The following is a 13,948-nucleotide window of genomic DNA, read 5'->3' as shown; positions in this document are numbered from 1 at the left end:
CGTTGGTGACGTGGCCGCCGCCGCTGCAGTTGGCGCCGTGGGCGGTGCGATCCAGAAGGATAGTTTCGAAGACGCGCAGGACGAAGCGCAAGAGCGCCGTGACGACTTCAAAGAAGACTGCAGGAATTGGAAAGACTGAAACTCGACCGCCAGCTTAACATAAAAGGAGGAAGCGAAGCCCAACAAACCTGGCTGGTTAGAATAAGGTTACCTGAATATGCACCGTTAGCATCCAGACGCAACTTGACTGACCACCCCCGCACAGAACTCGCACAGTTTCTGATAGGTCGCCATCCAGCTCACAAGCGAGCCGGGCGGCAACTTTGTTTTGAGCCCTGAACATAACGCGTTTCCTGAAGGCGCGGGTTCAAATTTCAGCCTCAATCCCATCCAACGCGACCCGGGTTTTGTCCAAAACCCAAAAACAACCGTCCAGAACACAAACGACTGAAACAGGCACCGCCCCCAAATCTGGCTCATCCGAATGACATCGACGGGCCGGCAACAGACGCAACTCTGGTGAATGCCGCGCTTTGCAATCCAACGCCAAAGGAAACGGCAATGAACCTACTTGCAAACTTCGACGCAGAGACCCTGGCACGCATTCAGTTTGCCTTTACTGTGTCGTTTCACATCATCTTCCCAGCCTTCTCAATCGGCTTGGCAAGCTTCTTGGCCGTTCTCAATGGCCTCTGGCTATGGCGCAAGGACAGGACTTACCTAAACCTGTTCGACTACTGGAAAAAGATTTTTGCAGTTGGTTTTGCAATGGGTGTCGTGTCCGGCATCGTGATGTCATACCAATTCGGCACGAACTGGAGCACATTCTCGGATACCGCAGGCCCTGTAATCGGGCCCTTGATGGCTTACGAAGTCATGACAGCTTTCTTCCTCGAGGCAGGCTTCCTCGGGATTATGCTATTCGGTCGCGAACGCGTCGGCTCAAGTTTGCACATGATGGCAACTGCGATGGTCGCTCTTGGCACTCTGATATCGGCTACGTGGATTTTGTCGGTCAATTCTTGGATGCAAACCCCGGCTGGGTTCGATATCAACGAGCTGGGGCAATTCATTCCCGTTAACTGGCGGGCGATCATCTTCAACCCGTCCTTCCCCTACCGCCTGATACACATGGTTCTTGCCGCTTACCTCACCACTGCTTTCGTGGTGGCCGGGGTTGCGGCCTGGCACTTGCTACACCGCAATCGCACGACTGAGGTCACCCGAATGTTCTCGATGGCAATGTGGATGGCCGTTTTGGTCACCCCTCTCCAGATCGTTGCCGGCGACCTTCATGGTTTGAACACGCTGGAGCATCAGCCACAGAAAGTGATGGCGATGGAAGGTCACTTTGACAGCCATCCCGAAGGTGCACCGCTGATCCTGTTTGGCCTTCCAAACGAGGATGAAAAGCGCGTGGACTTTGCCATCGAAATCCCGAAACTTTCATCCCTGATCCTGAAACATGACCTGAACGCGCCGCTTGACGGGCTGGACACTATCCCAGACGACGAAGAACCCCCGATCGCGATCGTGTTCTACAGCTTTCGCATCATGCTCGCCATCGGCTTTGCCAGCTGGGCGTCGGCTTATGGTCGCTTGTACAGCGGGTTCGGGGTCACCTCAACGAAGATCGCTGGCTGCACCGGGCTTCCGTTCTGTTGGCGCCCAGCGGGTTTGTGGCGGTACTGGCCGGTTGGATCACCACCGAAGTGGGGCGCCAACCGTACACGGTGTATGGGCTGATGCGAACATCGGACTCACTCTCACAAGTGGATGCACCTACAGTTGCAGCGTCTCTGACAGCCTTCATCATAGTGTATTTCGCCGTGTTTGGAGCGGGCACGTTCTACATGCTACGCCTCATGGGGAAACCACCTGTCGAAGGTTTCCAGAAAAGTCACAAACCCATTGAAATCTCTATTTTGGCGGAGGCAGCGTAATGCTTGAACTTTCGACAGTCTGGGCAGGTATCATTGCCTTTGCCGTTCTGACTTATGTGATCCTGGACGGTTTCGATCTTGGAATTGGAGTCCTCTTTCCATTCGCGAAAACCGACAAAGATCGCGATGTCATGATGAACTCGGTCACGCCTGTATGGGACGGGAACGAGACCTGGCTGGTCATGGGGGGCGGAGGTTTGTTCGCCGTTTTCCCTCTGGCCTATTCTGTGGTGATGCCTGCGATCTATATTCCCGTCATCATCATGCTTCTTGCGCTTGTCTTCCGCGGTGTCGCCTTCGAATACCGGTGGCGAACGGTGCGCGGGCGCTGGCTGTGGGATGTTGCGTTTCATGGTGGATCAACCGTAGCCGCCCTCTGCCAAGGCATCACGCTTGGCGCGCTGGTCCAGGGTATCCCGGTCGAGGATCGGCTCTACGCAGGCGGACAATGGGATTGGTTGACGCCCTTCTCTGTCATGACGGGCGTGGCCTTGGTGATCGGGTATGCCTTGCTGGGAGCAACCTGGCTCAATGTGAAAACCACGGGCGAGATACAGCGCCAGATGCGTTCTTATGCCCGCCTGCTGATGCTGATGACGCTTGCGTTGATCGGTCTGGTCAGTCTTATGACCCCATTCGAAGACCCGATCTATCTGCTCAGATGGTTTTCGTGGCCCGGTGTTGTTTTCTCTGTACTAGTGCCGGCAATCGTTGCTGTCATTGCATGGATGCTTGATCGCGGATTGAGGGAACAGCGAGACTATCAACCCTTCTTCTGCGCCATTGCCTTGTTCGTCGTATGCTTCACCGGCATTGGGATCAGCTTCTATCCCTATATGCTACCCCCAAGCGTCACGATTGCTGAAGCCGCAGCGCCGGACAGCAGTTTGGCTTTCGCTCTGGTCGGAGCCGTGATTCTGCTGCCTGTGATCCTGGCTTACACCGCCTACACGTACTGGGTTTTCCGCGGGAAGATCGATCCAGAGGAGAGCTACCATTGAAACTGCTAAAGCAAGTTTTCTGGTTCGCCGCGATCTGGTTCGGCGGCGTCTTGTGCCTTGCCACTGTCGCTAACGTAATCAGGTTGTTCATCACCTGAAATGGCAAAGATACCAATGCTCGCGCGTCGGCATGTCCAGCTCGCGCCAACATTAGTCCAAGCGCTGAAAGAAACCCCGTTCCAGCTTACCAGATTCCCAATAACACGCGGCTTGCTGGTTCTTCTCATATTTAACAATTCAAGGGGGCTGAGATGCTTTCTACTCCAAAATCAAGTCCGTGAAGTCGGATCAGATCGATCCGGCTCTGCGCACTCCACCTAAGCAAAAGAAACGTGGCGCAAGCCGCTCGTCTGGCATGTTGCCAAAGTTGCTAACTGGGCTCCTTGCAGCAGGGCTTGTGACCTTCGTTCTGCTGCCCTTCACCTCGGCCCTTAGTCGAAGATTCAGCCAAATATGCTCCAAGCGCCCCAACACCAAACCATAGTCTAACCTAAGATAGTTTCCACACGACCTCCGGACAAGCCTGCCGTTTGCACTTGCAGCTATTGCTTGCGCAGCATTTGCTAGCTGTTGCGGAAAACCTATTGATGAAATGCCTTCCGGTGCCGCCATAGCGGACGCTGAAAGCCAAGCTCAAGCGCGATTTCCAATCCACCCACTCACCAGGACCTGCCCCTGCAGCCTAGAAGCGGGACAAATTGACAGTTTGCTGCATCCGCGGGGCCAACCCTTTCGAACTGGAAACGTGCAGCCTTTCACACTCGAGAGGAAAAAGCTTCCAAAGCTACATGATGCACCAGCAGCAACAGCAACCAATTTCCTTATGACTGGTAAGGCGGCTTTGCCAAAGAGTGACGGTTAACAACTCTGATATTAATGCAGATCGACCGCCCTTCCGATTTGCCTTCCACCATTGCTGTCAGTTCGCAGGCTGCCTTGCGTCCCATTTCACGGTGCGGAACATGAACGGTGGTCAGAGCGGGGCTGACGATTTCTGCCAGTTCGATGTCATCGAACCCCGTTACTGAAACCTGCTCAGGCACCTGAATATCCAGTCTGCGCGCCTCGTGCAGAGCACCAGCGGCCAGAACATCGTTGCCGCACATGACCACTGTCGGGCGTGGTGCCAGTGCCATCAACCGCCGGAAGGCTTCAGCGCCCTTGTCAATCTCGTAAGCCGTTTCGATCAGTGTCAAGGCGCTGGCCTCAAGCCCGAATTCGGCCATCGCCTGCTGAACGCCCTCCACCCGGCCTTGCGCCCGGTCGTTGCCCTGTGTGATGCCCGAGATCATGGCAATCCGCCGGTGACCGACGGAAATCACACTGCGCGCCAGTTCGCGCATGGCATCCGCGTTGCTGAAACCGACAGACGGTCGCTTCGCCTCCGGGTCATAAGACCAAGCAACCACTGACGGAACCTTATGGCGCTCCAGATACTCGTAGATTTCCGCATCACGCGCATGCCCTATCAGCAGCAGCCCGTCGGCGCCGCGGGCGACAAGCGTGCGGATCTGTTCGCGCTCTACCTCGGGATCATAGGCTGAACTGGATACTAAGAGCGTGTAGCCATTCTCGCGAAGCTGGTTCTGAAACTCCTGCAGCCCGCGGGCAAATATGGCGTTGTCCATGGTCGGAATTATGGCGCCTATGGTGAAGCTGCGCTTGGCCGCCATCGCCCGGGCCGCAAAATTCGGCGTGTAACCCAGCGATTCGACTGCCTTCATCACCCGCTGGCGGGTCGAAGCAATCACCCGGTCCGGGGAATTTAAGCAGCGCGATACCGTGGCGGTGGAAACACCCGCCGCCTTGGCAACATCGTTAAGTGTCGGAGCTGAGGGGCTTTTTCCCATGTGACGCCTGCCATTCCTTTGCCCCTCGTCATAGCACAAAACGCAGCACTTGCCATCCAAAGATGTAAGCGCTTGCATTTACAATGTAAGCGCTTACAAATAGGATCGGGATAACAAATCGGGATCTCGCGATGTTTCTCTGGTCTTCTGCCGCCGTATTTGCCGTGTTCTTTGCCAATGTCGCTTTGGGCGCATTCGGCGGCGGTGGCTTTCTGGGGGATGTCGGAGAGATGCTGGTGCTGTTTGCCGCCTCGATCCTGTTCGTAGCGGCCATTCTCAAACGCGAAGCTGACCACAAGAACAAAAACGGCAGCTGACGGATCAATAGGGAGGAAGACAATGACGAATGCCAAGGATGGCCTCAAATCTGCTGAGCGCCGGAATTTTCTGAAACTGGCCTCAACCGGTTCATTCACTGCGGCTGTGGTGGCCGGTGCTGGCGGTGTGCTGTGGTCCTCAGAAGCCGCTGCTCAAACCGCCAAGGAAGAGAAAGAGCGCGAGAGTGCAGCAGATCATGTCATGACCGTTGCCACTGCCTATGTATTGGGGGCGTCGCGCAGCTATCCGATTATGCAGTTGGATCTGAAGGAAAACATCCAGAACGCCACCAACGGGAAAATCTATGTCAAACTGGCGCCGGGAGGCCAGCTGGGTGCCGGTGGTGCATTGGTGCAAAAGGTTCAGGGCGGCACTATTCAGGCAGCGCAGCATTCGCTGTCGAATTTCGCGCCTTTTGCTTCCACCGTTGACCTGATCAACATGCCTTATCTTTGCGGCTCCAACCAGCGGTTCACCAACCTGGTGAATTCAGACTTCTGGAAGTCCGAGGTACACCCCAACGTTGAAGCCAACGGGTTCAAAGCTCTGTTCTATGTGAACATCGATCCCCGCGTTGTCGCAGTGCGCAAAGGTGGCAATGCCGTGATGTCACCCGGTGACATGGCTGGAGTGAAGTTCCGTGTACCGGGATCGAAAATGCTGCAGCAGTATTACCGCATGGTTGGCGCCAACCCGACACCTGTGGCCTGGGGTGAGACGCCTTCGGCGATCAAACAGGGCGTCGCGGATGCGCTCGATCCATCTGTCGGGGCACTCTATGTCTTTGGCTTCAAAGACATCCTGAGCCACGTGACATTCACTCAGGCAGTGCCGGACAGCCAAGTCTATTCCTGTAACCTCGAGTGGTTCAATTCGCTGCCTGCCGATGTTCAGGAAGGTGTGATGTGGGGATCCGAGCTGACGGCGCATCAGAACCTGGCCAAAGTGCCTTCGGCCCGAGCCTATGCAATGGCGGAACTGGCGAAGGCCGGTGTCGAATTCCATGCCCTTAGCGATGACCAACTGGGCGAGTGGAAAGAAGCTGGCGGTTATCAGCTTAGCGAATGGGATTCCTTCAAGACTGAACTTGCAGGCTCCATGGACAATTTCGCCAAGCTCGAGGAGGCCGCAGGCACGCAAGGAAAATACTACGTGCACGACGCCTGAGCATTACCGGGCCCGGGCGCATAAGCGCCCGCCCTATTCTTCAACAGCCGCCTTCGCTGCAGCTCGCTAGGCTGGACGAAAGGGTGTGCCTGAACACCGGGAATGGCAATGAACATCCTGCGAACCATCGACCAGAACGCAGAACGTTGGCTGCTTCTGGTGTTCTACACAATGCTGGTCGTCACGATGGCGATTGAAGTGATACGGCGCGAGCTGTTTGCCTATTCCTCGATCTGGGGCGAGGAAATCGTCCGTTATTCCTTCATTTACCTGGCCTGGATCGGCGCTGCGGCGGCGGTCAAAGAGCGCGCTCATATCCGGATCGACGTGATCCTGCATTACCTTGGCCCGCGGACCAAGGCGCTGATCTACATCTTCGGTGATCTGGTGATGTTCGTAGTCGCGTTGGTAGCGCTTTATTGGTCCTTCGAAACGGTGCATGTCTCAGCCAAGTTCGGATCCGTCAGCCATGGCCTACGGATTTCGATGGTCTGGTTTCTTGCGGCAGTACCGCTGGGATTCACCTTGATGATCTGGCGATTGCTCCAGTCTTTCCGGCGCGATTTGCGCAGCCTTCGCGACGGCACGCCCGTTTTTGAAGGCGACAAGCTGTTTGATTGAGGAGCCTGAGCAATGCTGTGGAATTCACTCAATCAAACTGTTGAGCTCGGCTGGGATTTCTACCTACCGGTGATCATGTTCGTGGCGCTGATTGCGCTGGCGGTACCGGTCTGGGCTGCCATTGGCGCGGCAGCGATTACCATGCTGGTGATGTCGGGCGACCTGCCGCTCAGCGCCATCGGCGAAAGCCTGTTCACCGGCATCGACGCCTTTGCGCTGACCGCGGTTCCGCTGTTCATCCTGACAGGAGACGTGCTTGTGCGGACCGGTCTCAGCAAGAAATTCCTGGACGTGGCGGAGGCACTGACCTGCTGGACGCGGGGCGGCTTCGGCTCCGCCACAGTGCTGGTCTGCGGCATGTTCGCTGCGATCTCCGGCTCTGACGCAGCCGGTGCGGCAGCGGTCGGGCGGATGACCATCAACCGGTTGGTCGAAAGCGGCTATCCGCGCCCCTACGCCTGCGCGCTGGTGGCGGCGGGCGCCTGTACCGGCATCCTGATCCCGCCCTCTATCGCCTATATCATCATCGGCCTGGTGCTGGGCATTTCCGCCTCCACCCTGTTCCTTGCGGCGCTGATCCCGGGCCTGGCGATCCTGGTGTCGATTCTGATCACTAATATCATCATGAACCGGCTCTATACCTACGAGACAGGCGGCAACATGGGCTTGCTGGAGTGGCTGGGCAACCTGGGCCACGCGCTGAAGTCCGGCTGGTATGCTTTCATCGTGCCGGGGATCATCTTCTATGGCATCTTTTCCGGCCGTCTGACCCCGACCGAAGCCGGTGCTACGGCGGTTGTCGTCACTATCATGATGGGCTTCATCCTGGGCACTTTAAAACTGTCGGACTTTCCGGCCATGCTTGTCAGTTCTGCCAAGGTGAATGGGGTGATCCTGCCGATCATCGCCTTCTCGGCGCCGCTGGCTGAGGCACTGGCAATCATGGGCGTGCCGCAGGGCTTTGTAACCGCTGTAACTGGGCTGACCGATGATCCATCTCTGCTGATCCTGTTGATGATCTGCATACTGATCGCAGCGGGCTGCGTCATGGAGACAACGCCCAACATCGTGATCCTGGCACCAATCCTAAAGCCCCTGGCCGACAACATTGGCATGAACGAGATCCAGTTCTGCATCATGATGATCACCGCACTGGGCGTTGGCTTTATCACACCACCTTTGGGGCTAAACCTCTTTGTCGTCTCCGGCATTACCGGCGAGTCCATCCTGAAGATTGCCGCCCGTGCCGTGCCCTTTGTTCTGACAATGCTGATCGTCGTGCTGCTGATCGCCTACATTCCGGCGATCTCGACCACGCTGCTTCCTGATATCTATAAATAGGACTCTCTGGTAATGACCCGCGAATATCTGAAAAAAGCTGCTCTGACCCCCAAGTCGGATGCCTCTGAGACCCATAAGATCGTGCAGGGTATTCTTGACGACATTGAAGTCGGCGGTGACGCAAAGGCGTTGGAATATGCTGCAAAGTTCGATCAGTACGAGGGCAACGTACTGCTGACGCCGGAAGAGATCGAGGCCGCTTGTGCACTTGTGCCGGAAAAACTAAAGGCCGATATTCGATTTTCCCACGACAATGTTCGCCGCTTTGCCCAACTGCAAAAAGGCACAGTGCATGATGTGGAAATGGAAATCTCGCCCGGTTTTGTCACCGGACAAAAGGCGATCCCGGTGGATGCGGCCGGATGCTATGTGCCGGGCGGTCGCTACAGCCATATCGCCAGCGCTATCATGACTGTGACAACCGCCAAGGTGGCGGGGTGCAAGCATATCACCGCATGTTCTCCGCCGCGCCCCGGCGTGGGTGTGGCCCCGGCTATCATCTATGCCGCCCATATCTGCGGCGCGGACAAAATCATGGCATTGGGTGGCGTGCAGGGAGTAGCGGCAATGACCTTCGGTTTGTTTGGCTTGCCCAAGGCAAACATCCTGGTGGGTCCAGGAAACCAGTTTGTCGCCGAGGCCAAGCGTATTCTGTTTGGCCGCGTGGGCATCGACATGATCGCAGGCCCGACAGACAGCCTGATCCTTGCCGACGCAACGGCGGATTCCCACATCGTCGCCACCGATCTAGTGAGTCAGGCAGAGCACGGCTACAACTCTCCGGTCTGGCTGGTTACAGACAACCGCGCTCTGGCGGAAGACGTGATGCGACTGGTGCCGGATTACATCAACGACCTGCCCGAGGTGAACCGTGAGAACGCCGCAGCCGCCTGGCGCGATTATGCCGAGGTGATCCTCTGTGCGGACCGCGAGGACATGGCGGCCTGTTCCGACGAATACGCGCCCGAGCACCTGACCGTGCAGGCAAAGGATCTGGACTGGTGGCTGGAGCGGCTTACCTGCTACGGCTCGCTGTTCCTAGGTGAAGAGACCACAGTTTCTTACGGCGACAAGGCAGCCGGCACCAACCATGTGCTGCCGACCTCGCGCGCGGCAAGCTACACTGGTGGGTTGTCGGTTCACAAATACATGAAGATCGTCACCTGGCAGCGCGCCACCCGCGAGGGCTCCAAACCGGTGGCAGAGGCCACTGCGCGGATCGCAAGGCTGGAGGGAATGGAGGGCCACGCCCGTGCCGCCGACGTGCGGCTGGCCAAGTATTTCCCGGACGAAACCTTCGACCTCACCGCAAATGGCTGATCCACGCGCCCTTTTCAGCCTGGAAGGCCGAACCGCCTGCATCACCGGCGCCAGTTCCGGCTTGGGACGGCGGGCGGCGATCGCGCTGGCCGCTGCAGGGGCGCAGGTGGTCGCAGTGGCCCGTCGGACGGAGGCTTTGGAAAGCCTCTGTGCGGAGATCGGCTCCGGTGCGGTTTATGTGGCGGCGGATGTGGCGGATCGTAGCGCGCTGGATGCGCTGCGGGAGGCTGTTGCAGCTTCCTTCGGAGCGCCGGACATCCTGATCCACGCAGCGGGTGTCAACACGCGGCAACCCGCAGATGAAGTCACGGCGGAGGGCTGGGACCAGACCCTGGCGCTGAACCTCTCGGTGCCTTTCTTCCTCAGCCAGGCGCTGGTGCCTGCGATGAAGGAGCGGGGCTGGGGGCGGATCGTCAATTTCGCCTCCCTCCAGACCACCCGCGCCTTTCCCGGCGGCATCGCCTATGGCGCCAGCAAGGGCGGTATCGGCCAGCTGACCCGTGCCATGGCAGAGGCTTGGTCGCCCTTCGGCATCACCGCCAATGCGATCGGACCGGGGTTCTTCCCAACCGAGCTGACCCAGGCGGTGTTCGGCGATGAGGCCCGTGCCAGCCGCAACGCGGCGCAGACCTGCATCGGCCGCAATGGCCGGCTGGAGGATATCGACGGGCCGCTGCTGTTCCTGTGCTCAGAGGCCTCTTCCTATGTAACCGGGCAGGTCCTGATGGTCGACGGAGGGTTCACTGCAAAATGAAAGCCTTGGTTTATGAAGGGGTTGAGAGGCTTGCGTTCCGCGATGTGCCGATGGCGTCGGTCCGGGCCGGCGAATATCTTATCCGCATCCAAGCCTCCGGCATCTGCGGTTCGGACATGCACGCCTATCTGGGCCATGACAATCGCAGGCCTGCGCCGCTGATCCTGGGGCATGAAGCCGCGGGAGTGATCGAGGATGGACCGCAGGCGGGCCGCCGGATCACGATCAACCCGTTGGTGACATGCGGCAGTTGCGCCGCATGCACCGCCGGGCGCGAGAACCTCTGCTCCAGCCGCCAGATCATCTCGATGCCGCCGCGCGAGGGGGCGTTTGCCCAGTTCGTGGCAATGCCGGGGAGCAACCTGGTGAACGTGCCGGACGAGGTGCCGCTGGAAAAAGCCGCACTGGCAGAACCGCTGGCCGTAAGCTGGCACGCCGCCCGGTTGGCACTAGAGGCGTTGCGGCCGGAAATGGAACGCTCCGCGCTGGTTATTGGCGGCGGCGCTATCGGGCTGGCGGCTGCGTTGGCGCTGCGAGCGATGGGAATTGAGGACGTGAGCATCCAGGAACCCAACGACGCGCGCAGGGCCTTTCTGGTGGACTGTTGCAGCCAGCAAGTCGTTCCCGAGTTCAAAGGCATGGTGCCGCTGGTAGTCGACGCCGTCGGCTATGCCGCCACCCGCGCGGCCGCTTCGGTGGCCGCGGCGCCCGGTGGGGTGATTGCCCATGTCGGTCTGGGCGAGGACGCCGGCGGCCTGGATATCAGGCGTATGACCCTGCAGGAAATCACCTTCATCGGCACCTACACCTATACCGCGCAGGACTTCCGCGACACCGCGCGGGCAATCTTTGACGGCCGCCTCGGCCCGTTGGACTGGCCAGAACAGCGGCCGCTGTCGGAAGGCGCCGCCGCCTTTCGCGACCTGCGGTCCGGAGCGGTAGCCGCGCCTAAGATCATCCTCGACCCCTGGGCCTGAGCCCACGCGCCAATCAAACGGAGAGCAACCATGTATGACAAAATCCTGGTTCCCATGGCCCTGGATCACGGGGTTTCCAGCACTACGCTCAAGACTGCTGCCACCCTATGCAATTCGGGCGGGCAGATCACTGCGCTGCATGTCTACGAAGCACCGCACAGTTCAGTCACCGCGTATCTGGATGAAGACACCGTGCGCGAAGGCCTCGACAAGGCCCGCCAGCTGCTTGCCAAGAAGACCGCAGACCATGGCAATGTGACCGCAGAGATCGTCAAGGGCCGGTCCTACCGCGCCATTGTCGAATACGCTGAGAAACACGGCATAGACTGCATCGTCGTCGGCTCTCACAAACCCGGCCTCAGCGACTTTTTCCTCGGCTCGACAGCTGCGCGCGTGGTCCGCCACGCCCCGTGCGCAGTCCACGTCTGCCGAACCGCATGACAACGAAACACGACACCCGAAGTAAAGGCTACCTACCATGAACATAGACAAGAGGATCGCTGACGATCTGGCCGCCAACGGCGTCTCCTTCGTCACGACCGTGCCCTGTAAGCAGCTGGCCGGCGTGATCGAGGAGATCGACCAGCGCGACGACATCTTTCACATCCCCTCCAACAAGGAGGATGAGGGCATGGGGCTCTGCGCCGGCGCCTGGATGGGCGGCAAGCGCCCGGCAATCATCATGCAGAACACCGCCATCGGGGTCACCATCAACACGCTGGCGACGCTGATCCAGTACTACCGGATGCCGCTGCCCATGTTGATTTCGTACCGTGGAGAGCTGCGCGAGCCGGTGGCCTGCCAGGTGGAAATGGCGGTGCATACCAAGGCGCTCCTGGCCCAGCTCAACATCCCGACCTACCACTTCCACTGGCAGAAGGACGTCGAAGAGCTGGACAACATCCTGAAATACACCTTCATGTGCAACAAGCCCGTTGCCATCCTGACCGACGCCAATTTCTGGGGAGGCTATGGCGACCAATGATCCGTTCCGACATCCTGAAAGAGATCGCGCCCATCCTGCGCGACCAGCTGGTGGTCTGCAATATCGGCATTCCGTCACAAGAACTGCACGCGATCGACGACCAGCCCACCAATTTCTACATGCTGGGCACCATGGGGCTTGCCTCCTCCATCGGGCTGGGTCTGGCGCTGGCGCAGCCGAAATCGGTGATCGTGATCGACGGCGACGGCTCGATCCTCACCAACCTCGGCACGCTGCCCACTATCGGCAACAACGCGCCCGGGAATTACATCCTGATGATCATCGACAACGGCTCCTATGGCTCCACCGGTGACCAGCCGACCTATACCAGCCAACGCACCGATCTGGCCGGCATGGCCCGCGCTGCCGGCTGTGCCCGCGTGGTGGAGGTGCAGGACAAGGAGACCGGACCTGCGCTGGAGGAGGCGCTGGCCAGCGGCGAGGCAACGGTGCTGGTGGTCAAATGCGACAGCGGTAATGCCAAGATGCCGGTGATCACCATGGACCCGGTGGTGATCCGCGACCGCTTCATGAAGGCCGTGGCCGGCTGATGGGCGCAGGTGCCATCCATTCGGCAGAGGACGCCCGCCGCCTGGCGCGGCGTCGGCTGCCCTGGATGGTGTTTGACTACATCGACGGGGCCGCCGGGCAGGAAACCGGGCCGGCGCTCAACCGCGCTGCGCTGGATGCCATTACCCTGCGGCCCCGTATCCTTCGCGATGTCAGCGAGCGTTCGCTGGCCGTAAGGCTCTTTGGCGCCGAGGCCGGTCGACCCTTTGGCATCGCGCCGATGGGCATGTGCAACCTAGCAGCCCCCGGCGCCGACCTGATGCTGGCCCGGCTGGCGGCGCGCTACAGCGTGCCGCACGGGGTCTCCACCGTCGCCTCAACCCCGCTGGAGACCATTCTCGAGGCGGCTGAGGGCCACGCCTGGTTCCAGCTCTATTTCAGCGGCGACGGCAGCGGCACCTTCAAGCTGGCTGAGCGCGCCCGAGCAGCCGGTTACCAGACGTTGGTGCTGACGGTTGATGTGCCTGAGGTCGGCCGCCGCCCGCGCGAACTGCGCCATGGCTTCAAAATGCCGTTTCGCATCGGCCCGCGGCAGTTCATCGACTTTGCCCTGCATCCGCGCTGGTCGCTGGCGGCCCTGATTAAGGGCAAGCCGGTGATGGCGAATTTTAAGATGGAGGGCTATGACTTCAACCGCACCGAAAGCCGGGCACGGGCAACTTGGGACACGCTTGCCCGGCTGCGCGATCTCTGGCCCGGCAAACTCGTGGTAAAGGGAGTGCTTGATATCGAAGACGCCCGCGCGCTGGTGTCTGCGGGTGTTGATGCCATTCAGGTCTCCAGCCACGGTGCGCGGCAGCTGGAGGCTGCGCCAGCCCCGATTGAGATTCTTGCAAAAATCCGCGCCGATCTCGGGCCGGATTTTCCTCTCTTCTACGATAGTGGCATCCGATCGGGCGAAGACGTTCTCAAAGCTCTTTCACTTGGCGCAAACTTCGTTTTCATCGGACGAATTCTGCAATATGCGATCGCGGCTGCTGGGGAGCAAGGCCTGGACCAACTGTGGGATGCTCTTAGTGAAGAGTTAAGTGTCGCCATGGCACTAACCGGGCGAACTTCACTGACTGGCGGCAGTTTGCAAGGGTAGCACTGGCAAAGTAC

The 13,948-nt window shown here is 59.1% G+C and carries 14 protein-coding genes and 1 pseudogene; 14 read left to right on the top strand and 1 reads right to left on the bottom strand.

Annotation, left to right across the window (positions count from 1 at the left end; genetic code table 11):
* Positions 1-10 precede the first annotated feature (10 nt).
* The 3 genes and pseudogenes from ACR0ER_RS19840 to cydB all read left to right on the top strand — a co-directional run bounded on the left by ACR0ER_RS19840 (position 11) and on the right by cydB (position 2,944).
* Positions 11-139 (top strand): hypothetical protein, encoded by a 129-nt coding sequence (locus tag ACR0ER_RS19840; protein WP_480770409.1) that lies wholly within the window; start codon positions 11-13, stop codon positions 137-139.
* Positions 140-561: 422 nt separating this feature from the next.
* A pseudogene (locus ACR0ER_RS19835) lies at positions 562-1,943 on the top strand (cytochrome ubiquinol oxidase subunit I).
* The gene (gene cydB / locus ACR0ER_RS19830) at positions 1,943-2,944 is read left to right on the top strand and encodes a cytochrome d ubiquinol oxidase subunit II (protein ID WP_480770408.1); all 1,002 of its coding nucleotides are present in this window, start codon (positions 1,943-1,945) and stop codon (positions 2,942-2,944) included. Before ACR0ER_RS19835 ends, cydB begins: the two are co-directional and overlap by 1 nt.
* A gap of 821 nt (positions 2,945-3,765) precedes the next feature.
* On the opposite strand, the gene ACR0ER_RS19825 is transcribed toward cydB, so the two are convergent.
* Complete coding sequence (locus tag ACR0ER_RS19825) at positions 3,766-4,794, bottom strand: LacI family DNA-binding transcriptional regulator (RefSeq protein WP_480770407.1); 1,029 nt, start codon at positions 4,792-4,794, stop codon at positions 3,766-3,768.
* Positions 4,795-4,925: 131 nt separating this feature from the next.
* Between ACR0ER_RS19825 and ACR0ER_RS19820 the strand changes: the two genes are divergently transcribed.
* The 11 genes from ACR0ER_RS19820 (at position 4,926) to ACR0ER_RS19770 (ending at position 13,934) form a co-directional block, all read left to right on the top strand.
* Positions 4,926-5,111, top strand: a complete 186-nt coding sequence (locus ACR0ER_RS19820) for a hypothetical protein (protein ID WP_480770406.1) — start codon at positions 4,926-4,928, stop codon at positions 5,109-5,111.
* 22 nt (positions 5,112-5,133) lie between these two features.
* Positions 5,134-6,279 carry a TRAP transporter substrate-binding protein gene (locus tag ACR0ER_RS19815; RefSeq protein WP_170332096.1) on the top strand — a complete coding sequence of 382 codons (1,146 nt, stop codon included), beginning with the start codon at positions 5,134-5,136 and terminating at the stop codon, positions 6,277-6,279.
* Positions 6,280-6,387: 108 nt separating this feature from the next.
* Positions 6,388-6,900, top strand: coding sequence for a TRAP transporter small permease (locus ACR0ER_RS19810; RefSeq protein ID WP_170332094.1), 513 nt, complete (start codon positions 6,388-6,390; stop codon positions 6,898-6,900).
* A gap of 12 nt (positions 6,901-6,912) precedes the next feature.
* Complete coding sequence (locus tag ACR0ER_RS19805; protein ID WP_480770405.1) at positions 6,913-8,241, top strand: TRAP transporter large permease; 1,329 nt, start codon at positions 6,913-6,915, stop codon at positions 8,239-8,241.
* Between the two features lie 12 nt (positions 8,242-8,253).
* Entirely contained in the window at positions 8,254-9,561 is a 1,308-nt protein-coding gene (hisD, locus tag ACR0ER_RS19800) for a histidinol dehydrogenase (protein WP_480770404.1), read from the top strand.
* Positions 9,554-10,315 (top strand): SDR family NAD(P)-dependent oxidoreductase, encoded by a 762-nt coding sequence (locus ACR0ER_RS19795; RefSeq protein WP_480770423.1) that lies wholly within the window; start codon positions 9,554-9,556, stop codon positions 10,313-10,315. Before hisD ends, ACR0ER_RS19795 begins: the two co-directional genes overlap by 8 nt.
* Positions 10,312-11,292: an alcohol dehydrogenase catalytic domain-containing protein gene (locus tag ACR0ER_RS19790; protein ID WP_480770403.1), complete on the top strand. Its 981-nt coding sequence runs from the start codon at positions 10,312-10,314 to the stop codon at positions 11,290-11,292. Before ACR0ER_RS19795 ends, ACR0ER_RS19790 begins: the two co-directional genes overlap by 4 nt.
* Before the next feature lie 30 nt (positions 11,293-11,322).
* Positions 11,323-11,733, top strand: a complete 411-nt coding sequence (locus tag ACR0ER_RS19785) for a universal stress protein (protein ID WP_480770402.1) — start codon at positions 11,323-11,325, stop codon at positions 11,731-11,733.
* A 37-nt stretch (positions 11,734-11,770) separates the two neighbouring features.
* Positions 11,771-12,277 (top strand): sulfopyruvate decarboxylase subunit alpha, encoded by a 507-nt coding sequence (comD, locus tag ACR0ER_RS19780; protein ID WP_027256510.1) that lies wholly within the window; start codon positions 11,771-11,773, stop codon positions 12,275-12,277.
* Positions 12,274-12,828 carry a sulfopyruvate decarboxylase subunit beta gene (gene comE / locus ACR0ER_RS19775; RefSeq protein WP_480770401.1) on the top strand — a complete coding sequence of 185 codons (555 nt, stop codon included), beginning with the start codon at positions 12,274-12,276 and terminating at the stop codon, positions 12,826-12,828. The genes comD and comE overlap by 4 nt, the downstream gene beginning before the upstream one ends.
* Complete coding sequence (locus ACR0ER_RS19770; protein ID WP_480770400.1) at positions 12,828-13,934, top strand: alpha-hydroxy acid oxidase; 1,107 nt, start codon at positions 12,828-12,830, stop codon at positions 13,932-13,934. The genes comE and ACR0ER_RS19770 overlap by 1 nt, the downstream gene beginning before the upstream one ends.
* The last annotated feature ends 14 nt before the right edge of the window (positions 13,935-13,948 follow it).

This window comes from Ruegeria sp. CH8, from assembly GCF_056536985.1.
The sequence above is the reverse complement of the archived record's forward strand: the minus strand, read 5'-3'. Positions and strand labels throughout refer to the sequence as shown.

Bases quoted from the DNA above. Each gene is read 5' to 3' on its own strand.
- ACR0ER_RS19815 (WP_170332096.1), top strand. From the start codon at position 5,134: ATGACGAATGCCAAGGATGGCCTCAAATCTGCTGAGCGCCGGAATTTT.
- ACR0ER_RS19820 (WP_480770406.1), top strand. From the start codon at position 4,926: ATGTTTCTCTGGTCTTCTGCCGCCGTATTTGCCGTGTTCTTTGCCAAT.
- ACR0ER_RS19810 (WP_170332094.1), top strand. From the start codon at position 6,388: ATGAACATCCTGCGAACCATCGACCAGAACGCAGAACGTTGGCTGCTT.
- comD (WP_027256510.1), top strand. From the start codon at position 11,771: ATGAACATAGACAAGAGGATCGCTGACGATCTGGCCGCCAACGGCGTC.
- ACR0ER_RS19770 (WP_480770400.1), top strand. From the start codon at position 12,828: ATGGGCGCAGGTGCCATCCATTCGGCAGAGGACGCCCGCCGCCTGGCG.
- hisD (WP_480770404.1), top strand. From the start codon at position 8,254: ATGACCCGCGAATATCTGAAAAAAGCTGCTCTGACCCCCAAGTCGGAT.
- ACR0ER_RS19825 (WP_480770407.1), bottom strand. From the start codon at position 4,794: ATGGGAAAAAGCCCCTCAGCTCCGACACTTAACGATGTTGCCAAGGCG.
- ACR0ER_RS19785 (WP_480770402.1), top strand. From the start codon at position 11,323: ATGTATGACAAAATCCTGGTTCCCATGGCCCTGGATCACGGGGTTTCC.
- comE (WP_480770401.1), top strand. From the start codon at position 12,274: ATGATCCGTTCCGACATCCTGAAAGAGATCGCGCCCATCCTGCGCGAC.
- ACR0ER_RS19795 (WP_480770423.1), top strand. From the start codon at position 9,554: ATGGCTGATCCACGCGCCCTTTTCAGCCTGGAAGGCCGAACCGCCTGC.
- ACR0ER_RS19790 (WP_480770403.1), top strand. From the start codon at position 10,312: ATGAAAGCCTTGGTTTATGAAGGGGTTGAGAGGCTTGCGTTCCGCGAT.
- cydB (WP_480770408.1), top strand. From the start codon at position 1,943: ATGCTTGAACTTTCGACAGTCTGGGCAGGTATCATTGCCTTTGCCGTT.
- ACR0ER_RS19805 (WP_480770405.1), top strand. From the start codon at position 6,913: ATGCTGTGGAATTCACTCAATCAAACTGTTGAGCTCGGCTGGGATTTC.